Genomic DNA, 13,718 nt, shown 5'->3' with positions numbered 1-13,718 from the left:
TATCTATATTTTTTAAATATACTCTTTGGTGTAACTTGTTGTTCTATATTATTTTAACTCTGTGATTCGAGGAGGGTAGTCTATATTTCTTATTAGTATTTAGTTAATTCTCTTATTCTGTCTTTATTTTGAAACTAAATTCCGAACTTACCAATTAAAACATAAGGTTTGGATATTATTAATTACTAACAATTAGTTTCAATCAAGTATGAAATTTAAAACAATTTTTTGGCTTATTGCTGGTTTGGCAATGATATTGGCATCCTGTTCCAATAAACAACTAGTGAGAAAAGTTGAATCGCCCGATGGTAAAATTGGCGTTCAATTAAGTATGATAGAAGGACAAGCTTCTTACATGGTTTCATTCAATGGAAAAGCAGTAATTGAACCTTCCACATTGGGTTTCGATTTTAAAAATTTGCCATCTATTGAAAAAGGGTGGAAAATTGTTTCTACTAAGCTTTCTTCAAGTAAGTCAACATGGGAAATGCAATGGGGAGAGAAAAGAGTGGTTGAAGATAATTTTAATCAGTTATTAATTAATTTGAAAGAAGAAAAAGCTCCAAATAGAATAATGAATTTGGTGTTTAAAGTATATAACGACGGACTTGGATTTCGTTATGAGTTTCCCAAACAGGAAGCCATGACTGAAGTGATAATTACCGATGAAAATACACAGTTCAATTTAACAGGAGATCATAAAGTATGGTGGATTCCCGGCGATTGGGATATTTATGAGCATTTGTACCATACAACACAGTTTACAGGTATCGATGCAACTGCTTTACGCGCAAATGATAATTTAGCGCAGACTTCGATTCCCGAAAATGCGGTAAATACTCCTGTTACCATGAAAACAGCAGAGGGTGTTTACTTAAGTTTTCATGAAGCAAATTTAACCAATTACGCAGGCATGACTTTGAAAGTAAACAAAGAAGAGTTGATGCTGGAAAGTGGGTTGGTAGGATCGGACAGAACTGGATATAAAGTAAAGAGAGAGCTTCCGTTTTCTACTCCCTGGCGAACCATTCAAATATCTGAAAATGCCGGAGGATTAATAGAATCCGATTTGATTGTGAACCTGAATGAACCCAATAAAATTGGATCGGTTGATTATTTTAAGCCCATGAAATATGTTGGTATATGGTGGGATATGCATCTGGGAACAAAATCCTGGGATATGGCAAGTGGAAAACATGGTGCGACTACCAAGTACGCAAAAGAATTGATCGATTTTGCTGCTGAAAATACTATTGGTGGAATTTTGGTTGAAGGATGGAACACTGGCTGGGAACATTGGATCGGCTTTGAAGATCGCGAAGGCGTATTCGATTTTGTGACTCCTTATAAGGATTACGATTTGAAAGAAGTGGTGCGTTACGGAAAAGAAAAAGGTGTTGAATTAATCATGCATCACGAAACATCGGCGGCACCACGAACTTACAACCAGCAAATGGATACGGCCTATCAGTTAATGAATTCCTTGGGAATACATTCGGTAAAAACCGGATATGTTGGAAAAATTATCCCGAAAGGAGAATATCACCACGGACAATGGATGGTAAATAATTATCGACGAGCTGTTGAAATGGGTGCGAAATATAAAGTTGCTGTTAATGCACATGAGCCAATTAAGGCAACTGGTTTGCGCAGAACTTACCCCAATGTGATTGCTCGAGAAGGCTTGCGCGGACAGGAATTTAATGCCTGGGCCAGCGATGGAGGAAATCCTCCTGAGCATTTGCCAATTGTAGTATTTACAAGAATGTTAGCCGGACCGATTGATTATACTCCAGGAATTTTTAATATCAAATTGACTCCTCATAAACCAAATAATCAGGTGAATACAACTATTGCACAGCAGTTGGCATTATATGTGGTAATTAACAGCCCAATTCAGATGGTACCCGATTTAATTGAAAATTACAAAGGCAATGAGGCTTTTCAGTTTATTCGCGATGTGGCCGTTAACTGGGAAACCAGCAAAGTACTTAATGGAGAAGTTGGCGATTTTGTTACCATTGCACGTAAAGATCGTGAATCGGAAAATTGGTTTATTGGTTCTATTACCGATGAAAATGCTCGCGATATGAATATTAAACTGGATTTTCTTACGGAAGGAAAGAAATACAAAGCAACTCTTTATTTAGATGGCAAAAATGCACATTGGAATAATAATCCTACCGAGTTTCAGGTTCTTACTAAAGAAGTAAGCAGTGAATCTAATTTAGAGTTTCATTTGGCAGAAGGTGGAGGAGCTGCTATTAGTTTAATCGAATTATAATATTTAAAGTTTTATACCATTTTGAAATATATGCACGCAGGTATAATGCCAATATATATCAATTAATAGCAAGCTTGCGCTGATAGGCCTTATTTTTAATGCGAATTGGTATAATAATTTAAAAGTGGCATTCCATATTTTTAGGAATGTCACTTTTTTTGTAGCTTCACGCATACTTAATTTTATGAAGATAAATTAACATGCTACTTAAAATCAAGACTTTCTATTTTTAGAAAGGATAAGTTTTACACCAAACAATATTAATTTACTAACTATAAATTACAATGTTAAAATTGAATGTAAGAATTGCAGCATTTTGTTTTGTCCTGTTGGGAACCATGGGAAGTGCTTTTGCAAAAAAGGATGTGCGTTTAATGCGTTATCCTGATGTGAACAAAAATTTAATTGCTTTTGTATATGCAGGCGATATTTGGACTGTAGATTCAAATGGAGGCGATGCCAAACGATTAACTTCCCACAAAGGATTGGAATTGTTTCCTAAAATATCGCCTGATGGAAGATGGATTGCTTTTTCTGCAGAATATTCTGGTAGTAGACAGGTATATGTAATGCCTGCCACAGGAGGAACTCCAAAACAATTAACTTACTATAATTCGGTTAAAATGATGCCTCCACGTGGAGGATTCGATAATGCTATTTTAGACTGGACACCAGATAGCAAATCTATATTGGTTCGTATGAATCGTACTGCTTTTGGTGAGCGAAATGGTACTTATTATAAGGTGAGTATTAATGGCGGACTAGAACAGCCATTGCAAATTCCTGAAGGTGGATTTGGTGTATTTTCTCCTGATGCTAAAAAAATGTGTTTTGCACCAATCAGTAGAGAATTTAGAACTTGGAAGCGCTATAAAGGTGGTCGTGCTGCTGATTTATGGATTTACGATTTAGAGAATGATCAGTCGGAGAGAATTACAAAATTTGTAGGGTCAGATCAAATTCCATCGTGGTATAAAAATGCTATTTACTTTGCTTCCGATCGCGATCTAAAGTTAAATATCTATAAATACGATTTGGCTACCAAAGAAATTAGTCAAATGACTCATCACAAAACTTTTGATGTGATGTGGCCTTCAGGGGAAAACGGACTGTTGGTTTATGAGAATGGAGGACAGTTGTTTAAGTTAAATCTGGAAACAGGTAAGGAGGAGCGCGTAATTGTAAATATCAACTTCGATAATCCTAATATTCTTCCTTACTTCAAAAATGTAAAGGATTTTATTAACGGAATGGCAGTTTCCCCATCGGGCAAGCGTGCCTTGTTCGATGCTCGTGGCGATATTTTTTCAGTTCCAGCTAAAAATGGTCCAAGCATAAACCTAACACAAACACAAGGCGTAAGAGAAACTTCGCCAAGCTGGTCGCCAAATGGAAAATACATTTCTTACTATTCTGATGCAAGTGGGGAATATGAAATTTACCTTTTAGAAAATAAAAAGGGTGCGAAGGCAAAGCAAATTACTACAGGTTCTACGGCTTGGATGTACGATGCAAAATGGTCGCCAAATAGTAAATATTTGCTATTCTTCGATCGTAGTTTAAAATTAAAATATCTTAACGTTGAAACAGGCATTGTTAAAGTGGCCGATGTAGCTTCCAGAAGCGAAATTGATAACTATAATTTTTCTCCTGATTCCAGGTGGATTACATACGTTAAGAACAGTAAAAACGATCAGGGAGCAGTTTGGGTACATGAAATATCTACAGGCAGGAATACTCAGCTTACTGATGATACTTTTAGCGATTCGGAACCAGTATTCTCAACTGATGGAAACTTTATTTTCTTTACCTCTAACCGAGATTTTAACCTGAGTTTCTCAAGCTTTGAATTTAATTATTTATACAATAGAGCGACTCGGATTTTTGCAATGGCTTTAAAAGCTGATGGTCCTAAGTTGTTTCCTCTAAAGAACGATGTTGAAGAGTTTAAAGAAGAAATAAAAGAAGCTCCTAAATCAAATAAAAAAGGAAAAAAAGAAGAAGTTAAAGAAGAAAAATTAAAGGTAGAGATTGATTTTGATGGCATCACAAATCGTATTACTGCTTTCCCATTTTCATCGGGTAATTATGGCAATTTAAATGCTATTGAAGGAGGAATTCTTTACACTACAAATGGTAGTTTGCATAGTTACAATATTAAAAAGGAAAAAGATGAGGTGATTTTTGATCGTGTTTCAGACTATTTGCTGTCAGGAAATGCTAATAAAATCATGTATCGTACAGGTTCCACTTATGGTATTACCGATTTATCGGCAAGACAAGAGCCAGATGCTGGAAAATTATCTTTGGATGATTTAGATATGAAAATAGATCCTGTTAAAGAGTGGAATCAGATTTATACAGATGGATGGCGTATTTTCCGTGATTATTATTATGTGGAAAATATGCATGGTGTAGATTGGGCTCAGATTAAAGCAAACTACAATTTGTTAATGCCTTATGTTAGTCATCGTGCTGATTTGGATTATATTTTAGGGGAGATTATTTCGGAAACCAATACTGGTCACGCTTATGTGAATTATGGCGATTTTGAGAAGGTAAAATCCGTGGAAACCGGATTGTTGGGCGCAAAGCTTAAAGCTGATCTTGGTAATAAGAAATATATTATCTCAAAAATATTTGAGGGTGAAAACTGGAATCCTAGCAGACGTTCTCCTTTAACGGAGCAAGGTGTAAAGGTGAGCGAAGGTGATTATTTGCTTAGTATTAATGGGCATAATTTAAGTACAGATGTAAATCCTTATTTGTATCTGGAAAATCAGGTTGGAAAAATGCTTGAGATTACGGTTAATAGTAAACCAAGTTTTGAAGGTGCAAGAACATATACCATTAAGCCCATTGCAAGTGAGTTGGAATTAATGTATCTAAATTGGGTGAACGAGCGTCGCGAGATGGTAAGTAAATTATCGAATGGCAGAATTGGCTATATTCACGTTCCCAATACGGCAGTGGAAGGAAACCGGGAATTACACCGGGGCATGTATGCTTATCACAATAAAGAGGCTTTAATTATTGATGACCGTTATAATGGTGGAGGATTTATTCCAGATCACATGGCTGATTTGCTCGACAGAGATGTTTTGTCGTACTGGCATCGTAGAGGATTAGAGGCTTCTCAAACTCCAGGTGTTGCTCATGACGGACCCAAAGCCATGTTGATTAATTCATATTCTTCATCGGGAGGAGATGCTTTTCCATATTACTTCAGAAAGAAAGGCCTTGGAAAATTAATCGGAACCCGTACCTGGGGTGGATTAGTTGGTATGTCGGGCAATGCTGGTTTAGTTGATGGCGGTTATATTGCTGTTCCTCGTTTTGGTATTTTTGATGAAAATCAGAAATGGATTATCGAAGGTGTTGGGGTATATCCTGATATTGAAGTATACGATGAGCCACATTTGGTTGCCAAAGGTATTGATCCGTGTATTAAAAAAGCAGTAGAAGAGCTGTTAAAAGAATTGGAAAATACACCTAAGAAAAACATAAGCGCACCAGCAGATCCAAATCGTTCCGAATGGATCGAAGAAGATGTGAAATAATTAAAATTTATTCAATAAAGGCTGATATCATAGTAAAGGAGCGTCGTTTGATGCTCCTTTTTTTTGTTAGAATATACTTATGTATTTTTCTAAAGTTTATTAAAAGTTGTAAGAGTTCTTGTTCAAATTATTCTTTTCAAAATTAATTATAGAGGAGGTTTTATTGCAATTACCTTAACTAATTTTTGTCCCACAAAAATCTAATTAAAACATGTAAAAATTAGATTACGACTAAAAAGTGAAAATCAATTGAGCATAATTAGTGTTAGGTCATCATTTCTTATTATTTTAGACCAAAATATAAATTAAAATTATGATACTACTTATGTCTGATTGGTGGAGTACGATGGATTTGGTGGAAAAAATATTTTGGGGAATTTCTATTCCTTTTTCTGTTTTATTTCTCATTCAAATGGTAATGACTTTTATAGGAGGAGATCTTGATGATATTTCTGCTGATGCTGACACGTCTGTGGATGGAGATATAGGTATTGATTTTCAGTTTCTTACTTTGAAAAACTTAATTGCTTTTTTCACTATTTTTGGTTGGACTGGTATTATCTGTCTTCACTCAGGATTAGGGACTGTATTGTCTACTTTTATTGCCAGTATCGCTGGATTATTAATGATGGTTGTAATGGCTTCTATTCTGTACTTTATGGGGAAGCTTACCGAAGAAGGAACACTTAAGTTAAGCAATGCCATTGGTAAGGTTGGTAATGTTTATTTAACAATTCCGGCAGGTAGAAAAGGAATGGGAAAGGTTCAAATACAAGTGCAGGGTTTGCAAACTTTAGAAGCGATTACCGATGCTGAGAAAGATATTAAGACAGGGGCGGTGGTCGAAGTTGTTGACATCTTAAATGATCAAATTCTGGTTGTATATCCAGTTTAAAAAATAGTTTAACCCAATTAATTAATAAATCATTATGGGAGAATATATAGTTCTTTTAGTTACAGCAATTGTAATATTTATTTTCGTACTCATTGTATCTTTTTTTAAAAGATACAAGCGTTGTCCGTCCGACCGGGTATTGGTTGTGTATGGTAAAGTTGGAAAAGGCAGTGGTGAGGAATCGCGTTCGGCCAAGTGTATTCATGGTGGAGCGGCCTTTGTCTGGCCAATAATTCAGGATTATGCTTTCCTTGATTTAACACCAATTTCAATTGAAATTAACCTGACTAATGCTTTAAGTAAGCAAAATATTCGTGTTGATGTTCCTTCGCGTTTTACGGTTGGAGTTTCTACCGAAGGAGGTATCATGACCAATGCTGCAGAGCGTTTGTTGGGCTTATCTCAAGAAGATATCAGTAATTTGGCGAAAGATATTATTTTCGGTCAGTTGCGTTTGGTTGTTGCAACCATGGATATTGAGGAAATAAATAGCAATCGAGATAAATTTCTGGCTGCTGTTTCTTCAAATGTAGAGGCCGAGTTAAAGAAAATTGGTTTAAAACTAATTAACGTAAATGTTACCGATATTAACGATGAATCGGGATATATCGAAGCTTTGGGTAAAGAAGCTGCTGCAAAAGCAATTAATGATGCCAAAAAAACGGTTGCTGAGAAAAATCGTGATGGTTCTATTGGAGAGGCAAATGCTCATCAGGAACAACGTGTGCAGGTTGCAGCTGCAGATGCGTCGGCAGTTGAAGGGGAAAATACTGCGAAAATTACCATAGCCAATTCAGATGCTGGCAGACGAGAGAAAGAAGCAGAAGCAGAGCGTTTGGCTGTTGCTGCCGAGAAAGTAGCTCAGGCCCGTGCTTTAGAGGAAGCTTATTCAGCTGAGCAATTAGCCGAGACTGCTCGTGCTATTCGTGATAAAGCATCGCAAACTGCCGATATTGTTGTACCTGCTCAAATCGATAAAGAGAAAATTGAGATTGCTGCAGAAGCAATTGCAGAGCAAACTCGCCGACATGCGAAAGGAGAGGCTGATGCAATTTATATGAAAATGGAAGCGGAAGCGAAAGGTATTTATGAGATTTTGAGCAAGCAGGCTGATGGTTTCGATAAGATTGTAAATGCAGCTGGTAGCGATGCAAAAGATGCTGTAATGTTGATGATTGCTGATAAATTGCCAGAGCTTGTTTCAACTCAGGTTGAGGCAATCAAAAACATTAAAATTGATAAAGTTACCGTTTGGGAAAATGGTGGTGGTAAAGATGGTAAAACATCAACCGCTAACTTTATGCAGGGTATGATGGGATCGATTCCTCCAATGGAAGAATTGTTTAAAATGGCAGGAATGGAATTGCCTACTTATCTTGGTAAAAAAGTAGAAGGAAATAACGAAACTGTCGATTTCGAAGATGTTTCTGATAAAGAAAATAAAGAAGAGGAATAAACAGATTTTCACTTGTTAAATAGTAAAGGAGCATCGTTTGATGCTCCTTTTTTTATTTGCATCTATTACCCATTGGGGGAATAGAATGATATGATGGGTTTTTCCAGAGATACTTAAAATAGTTTTAACTAGAAATATAAAGCAATAAAAAAAACACCTCAATTTCGAAAGGAAATCAAGGTGCAACTAATCTACTTTGTGCTCATTAAAGTTGAGCAGTGCTTGTTGTTGTATTTTAATTTTCGTCTGTCAATAACATCAAATAATGAGCTGCTGACCACGAAAAATGATTAGCATTTAAGCCTTTTCCGGTAATTGGATGATAATTTTCGCGGATAGGAGCATCTTGCAATAAACCTTCAGCGTTCTGTAATAATTGTAGAGTTAATTTCTTAGCTTCTTTATCGAATCCATAGTTTTTTAATGCCTGAATACCGAAATAAGCCTGATCTAACCAAACCGGACCTCTCCAATATCCCTTTAAAGGATTGAACTTTTTGTGATCGGCAACTAAGGTAGGAAATGGCATTTTTGTTGCGAATTTTGTACTATCTGTAAGTAAAGATTTTACATTCTTTGCCTGCTCCTGATTAGCGATTTTTGTATACAATGGAATCCATCCTTCAGGACCTTTTTGAACGGTAAGTAACTTACCAGTCTTTATGGTTCTGTCGTAGAAGAATCCTCTGTTTTTATCGTAAAAATTTGCGGCAATTCTTTCTTTTAATTTAAAAGCTTGTATCCCAAAAGTATTTGCATCTTCTGTTTTGTTCAAAAGTGTAGCCAAATGAGATAATTGTTCTTTTTCTGCGAACAAATAAGCATTTAAATCAACCGATTCCTGATCCATAGACCATCCGTGATTGTTATTCTTTAACATTTTAGCCTTATCGAAACGAACTGCATTGTCCATTCCGCTTTCCCATTTGGCTGCGATTAAAGAACCATCTGTTGATCCATATTCGCACAATCCATTCTGGTCGTGATCGCGATACTTGTACCACCATTTATGATATTTTACCAGTTTGGGATATATTTCACGAACGAATTCCAGATCCTGAGTTGTTTTGTAGATTTCCAATACTGCCCAGGCAGCCAAAGGTGCTTTAGTATCGCGCCAATTATTCTCTTTTGGATCGAAATATACACAGTCGGCTACCATACCCATTTCATCCTGATATTGGAACATTGAATGTAAATTACTTTTTGCCAGTTCTGGGTTGAATCGAACTAAGGCAACAGCTTGCTTCCAACTATCCCACGACCAAAATCCGTAAAATCCCTGATAAGCTGCCGAAGGAAATACACCATCGTGTTGTAAATCTCCTGCAGGAGATCTCCAGTTGCTTGTTAGTGTTTGCACACACTTTACAGCTAAGCGTTTATTTTCTTCTTTATCAAGCAAAGTGTTTTTGCTATCTAGGGCTTTGGCAAGATATTTATTCCAACGGGTTTTGTTTGCCGCAAATACTTGTTGTGAATTTTCTAACCAATCCTTTAATAGATTAGCTTCAGCTATGATTTCCTGATTGTTGAAATAGTGGGAGTGAAGCAAAGTTAACTCCAATTGCTCCCCAGCTTTAATTTCCTGTGTTTGCTTCAGGTTCATTTTATAAGAAAGTTTGTCTTCAGCGACAAATACTTCTTTTTCCTGGTGGTTTTGAATTAGGAATACCTCTTCACTCTTTTCATATCTTACTAGAATGCCGTTGGTACTTGTTTCTAATTGCAAGTTTTTTTCAAACAGCCTTCCTTTCCATCCAATTTGCAGTGCTAATTCTTTTTTAGAATTATTGATGATAGATGTTTGCAATAAAGAAGTTCTGTTGCTTGTAAATATCAGGCGTATATCGATTGTTAAATCTGTAAGCTTAAGAATCTGCTGAAGCATTCCAGGCTTGTAAATCATCTCCGCTTTGGCAGTACTCAGATCAATAATTTCCTTGTTATTTGCATTGGTCAGTTTTAATTGACAAAGATTTTTACCCAGCCATTGTCCCCACATTTTCATACTTAAAGGACCAGTAAATCCGCCATAATATTTTGTACTATCCTGATGAGGTAAAGCGTATCCATGCCAGGCACCCATATCGGAAAAACCAAATGGTTTTAAATCGTATTGATTTGCTGGAATTCCCTGTATGTTGAGTACGTTGGTGTATTTATTCTGCAAATCTATTAGTTGATTTTCTTTGACCTCTTGTTTACAGGAAGTAAGGGAAAGAATTGCTAATATACTTAGGCTAATTTTTGTTTTAATATTCTTCATTTTTTTTGTTGATCTCATTCTATGTCTCCTCTCCTTATAGAGAAGGGGACATAGAATTTTGAGTGAGAAATTATTTTATTCTTTTTTTACTTAGATCATTCAAGTTTTTTTCACCATTAATTGGTCTAAGAACAAAACTGTAATGATAGGCTTGTGAAGGAATGCAATATTCTGCATGAACAGGAGCTCCCCAGGAATTATCTCCACCAACTCCCATTTGCTTATAATCTATTTGGAAACTGATAAGATCTCCTTGTTTGATTTCATTTCCATGCTTGTTAGGCTTGTCTTTGCCACCATGGAACAATTGCTTGTAATCAAATCCTAAGGCAGAAGCAGAAAGTAAAGGTGTTCCAATTGCCATTAATCCTTTGCCATTATTGTTTGTCAAAGCAATCCAACGGACATCAGTTTTGTTGCCAGTTTCCTGTGGGCGCACGTATGGGTGATATTGTTCCCAAACACTTCCTTTGTAATGATCTACAATAGCAGATGATTTTCTATCTTCCATAGTTTCCTGAGGCCCCCTTCCAAACCATTCCAGCTTGGAAAATTCTTTTGGCAATTGCAATTGCATTCCCAAACGTGGAATCATTGGCAAATCATTCGATTTAGGAACAAAAGTATTTTCAATAGAGATATCACCATTTCCTGAAACAATGTATTTACTTTCATATTTGCTGGATACTGTTGGAAGATCCAACTTCACAAGAATTTCAATTTGCTGAGGAATACCTTGGTTAATGTCAATTGAAACCAACTTACGTTTTTCTCCAGCGTCTTTCCAGATCTTACATCTGGCAGGGGTTCCATTCCCTAAGTCATTGTCGGTAACTGCCCGCCAGAATAAGGGTTTCAAACCTTTTTCGATTAATTCTGTTTCATCAATTTTATAGGATGTAATGCTACCATCTTCTTTTGAAAAGACAAGATTAAAATCTTTTCCTTTTATCTTGATTTCATTTGCATTTTCATTCATTTTCAAATCATTCAATTGATTTGCATCTACCGTTTTGAAAGCTTTGTGAATTGGCAATTGGAATTGTTCCCAGGCAATTCGATGTCCTTTGGGAATTGTTGGTTCTTCCTGAGTACTGTGCGCTTCAAATAAAATGAAATATTCCTTTCCAGGTTTTGCTTCAATTTTAGGAAGTTCAATTTCAAACTCTCTGCTACTATGAGCTGACAAGTCTGAAGAATTAACTGTTCCTCTTGCAATTTCTGTTGCATCTTCTTTCAGATTCCAGCTAATTTCAATATTGTCAAGATTGATAAAATCATATCGATTGATCAGCTTAAATCTATTCGTAGTGTGGTCAATTTTCTTAATGGCTATCGGCTGATATACCTTCTTTACTTCCCAAATGTGTGGATGAAGTTTTCTATCTGCAGTTACCAATCCGTTAGCACAAAAATTAGAATCGTTTTTTACTTTGTATACGCCCATATCTCCACCATAGGCAAAAATTGTATCGCCTTTCTCAGTTACTTTTTTGAATGTTTGATCTACCCAATCCCAAATAAATCCACCTTGGAGCTGACGATGTTTGTAGATTAAATCCCAGTAATCTTTTAAGTTTCCTACACTATTACCCATAGCATGAGCATATTCACATTGGATTAGAGGTCTTTTTTGTACATGTTCAACATATTTTACCATCTCCCACATGCGATCGTACATTGGGCAGAATATGTCAGTGTTAAATTCTTTTCCCGAATCTTCCGATTGAACTGGTCGGCTTTTATCTCTTTCCTTTATCCATTTATAAGTTGCATGGAAGTTTTGTCCACGTCCAGTTTCATTTCCTAGTGACCAGATAATGATTGATGCGTGGTTTTTGTCTCTTTCTACCATGGAAACCGTTCTGTCCATGAATGCTTTCTTCCAATTCGGTTTGTTTGCCAAGGTTTTTTCTTTGTTGTAAGGTTCGCATCCATGAGCTTCAATATTGGCTTCATCAATCATATACAAACCATATTCATCGCACAATTCATACCATCGTTCACGGTTTGGATAATGTGAATTACGAACCGAATTGATGTTGAATTGCTTCATCAACAAGATATCCTGAATCATTGATTCTTCAGTAATTACACGTCCGTTATCCTTATCGTGTTCATGTCGGTTTACTCCACGAACAGTGATTGGTACACCATTGATTTGAAGTAATCCATTTTTGATTTCACTTGTGCGGAAACCAATTTTTCTTCGGATTACTTCTTCTGTTTTATTTTCTGATTTTAATTTTATTTGTAGGGTGTATAAGTTTGGAGTTTCGGCGGTCCACTTACGAACGTTTGGGATGTTACCTTTAAAAGTAAATAGGTTATCTCCAAGTTTTAAATTGATTTCTGAATTTAAATCGATAAGAGTTTTATTTCCATCCAATACTTTAACATGAATAGCTCTGCTGTTCGATTTGGTTAAAGTTTGATTCACTTTAACATCTAATGAGAATGTTCCATTTGTATAGTTTTCGTCCAATCCAGCTTGCACAAAGAAATCTCTGATATGAGTTTTAGGACGGGTATACAAGTACACATCTCGTTCAAAACCACTTACCTTCCAGTAATCTTGATCTTCGAGGTAACTCCCGTCGCTAAAGCGATAAATTTCAACAGCCAATTGGTTTTTACCTGGTTTCACATATTTGCTTAGGTTGAATTCAGCAGGAGTTTTACTTCCCTGAGTATAGCCAACTTTTTGACCATTTACCCATATGTATGCCGCAGATCTAATTCCACCAAAATGAATGTAAATTTCTTCGCTTTTCCAACTTTTAGGAATTGTAAAAATACGTTTGTATGATCCAACAGGATTGTAATCGTGAGGAATGTATGGCTCATTGTTTGGAAAAGGGTAGGAGACATCGGTATAAATTGGTACGCCGTAACCTTCCAATTCCCAGTGAGCTGGAACTTTGATATCGTTCCACTTGGAAACATCATAGTTCATTTTGTAGAAATCTACTGGTCTATCGGCTGGTTTTCTTACCCAATTGAATTTCCAGATGCCATTTAAATTGATAAAATAAGGTGAATTTTCCTTATCGTTTAGAATCGCATTTTTCTCTGTTTTATAGGCAAAGAAAGAAGCTCTTGCATTCTCTTTGTTAATTCCAACTACTTGAGGATTTTCCCAGTCGTTGTTGCTTGTTTTCTCTTGGGCAAAAATACCCTGGTAGAAGAGAATTAGCATGATTGTTAAAAGTGTTCTCATTATTTGCGTTATCAAGTTTGAAGTTATCTATTTT

6 protein-coding genes are annotated in these 13,718 nt (G+C 36.1%); 4 read left to right on the top strand and 2 right to left on the bottom strand.

The window, feature by feature from the left end; translation table 11 throughout:
• Positions 1 to 208 precede the first annotated feature (208 nt).
• The 4 genes from ACT3CE_RS00715 to ACT3CE_RS00700 all read left to right on the top strand — a co-directional run bounded on the left by ACT3CE_RS00715 (position 209) and on the right by ACT3CE_RS00700 (position 8,195).
• On the top strand, positions 209 to 2,284 hold the full coding sequence (locus ACT3CE_RS00715) for a glycoside hydrolase family 97 protein (protein ID WP_444707847.1): 2,076 nt from the start codon (positions 209 to 211) through the stop codon (positions 2,282 to 2,284).
• A 284-nt stretch (positions 2,285 to 2,568) separates the two neighbouring features.
• Positions 2,569 to 5,844 (top strand): S41 family peptidase, encoded by a 3,276-nt coding sequence (locus ACT3CE_RS00710; RefSeq protein ID WP_444707846.1) that lies wholly within the window; start codon positions 2,569 to 2,571, stop codon positions 5,842 to 5,844.
• 313 nt (positions 5,845 to 6,157) lie between these two features.
• Positions 6,158 to 6,739, top strand: a complete 582-nt coding sequence (locus tag ACT3CE_RS00705) for a hypothetical protein (protein ID WP_444707845.1) — start codon at positions 6,158 to 6,160, stop codon at positions 6,737 to 6,739.
• Positions 6,740 to 6,773: 34 nt separating this feature from the next.
• The gene (locus ACT3CE_RS00700; protein ID WP_444707844.1) at positions 6,774 to 8,195 is read left to right on the top strand and encodes a flotillin family protein; all 1,422 of its coding nucleotides are present in this window, start codon (positions 6,774 to 6,776) and stop codon (positions 8,193 to 8,195) included.
• 235 nt (positions 8,196 to 8,430) lie between these two features.
• Here ACT3CE_RS00700 and ACT3CE_RS00695 read toward each other — a convergent pair whose 3' ends face one another.
• Together ACT3CE_RS00695 and ACT3CE_RS00690 are read right to left on the bottom strand one after the other, a co-directional pair.
• Positions 8,431 to 10,464, bottom strand: coding sequence for an MGH1-like glycoside hydrolase domain-containing protein (locus tag ACT3CE_RS00695; protein WP_444707843.1), 2,034 nt, complete (start codon positions 10,462 to 10,464; stop codon positions 8,431 to 8,433).
• A gap of 70 nt (positions 10,465 to 10,534) precedes the next feature.
• Positions 10,535 to 13,684, bottom strand: coding sequence for a glycoside hydrolase family 2 TIM barrel-domain containing protein (locus ACT3CE_RS00690; protein ID WP_444707842.1), 3,150 nt, complete (start codon positions 13,682 to 13,684; stop codon positions 10,535 to 10,537).
• Between the last annotated feature and the right edge of the window lie 34 nt (positions 13,685 to 13,718).

The sequence above is a fragment of the Marinifilum sp. RC60d5 genome (assembly GCF_052400665.1).
GTDB lineage: Bacteria > Bacteroidota > Bacteroidia > Bacteroidales > Marinifilaceae > JBQTGK01.
Note: the sequence above shows the minus strand (reverse complement) of the source record. Positions and strands in the feature narration are given on the sequence as shown.

What these genes read in the sequence shown, in the direction of transcription:
- ACT3CE_RS00715 (WP_444707847.1), top strand. Translation starts at nt 209, where the DNA reads ATGAAATTTAAAACAATTTTTTGGCTTATTGCTGGTTTGGCAATGATA.
- ACT3CE_RS00705 (WP_444707845.1), top strand. Translation starts at nt 6,158, where the DNA reads ATGATACTACTTATGTCTGATTGGTGGAGTACGATGGATTTGGTGGAA.
- ACT3CE_RS00710 (WP_444707846.1), top strand. Translation starts at nt 2,569, where the DNA reads ATGTTAAAATTGAATGTAAGAATTGCAGCATTTTGTTTTGTCCTGTTG.
- ACT3CE_RS00690 (WP_444707842.1), bottom strand. Translation starts at nt 13,684, where the DNA reads ATGAGAACACTTTTAACAATCATGCTAATTCTCTTCTACCAGGGTATT.
- ACT3CE_RS00700 (WP_444707844.1), top strand. Translation starts at nt 6,774, where the DNA reads ATGGGAGAATATATAGTTCTTTTAGTTACAGCAATTGTAATATTTATT.
- ACT3CE_RS00695 (WP_444707843.1), bottom strand. Translation starts at nt 10,464, where the DNA reads ATGAAGAATATTAAAACAAAAATTAGCCTAAGTATATTAGCAATTCTT.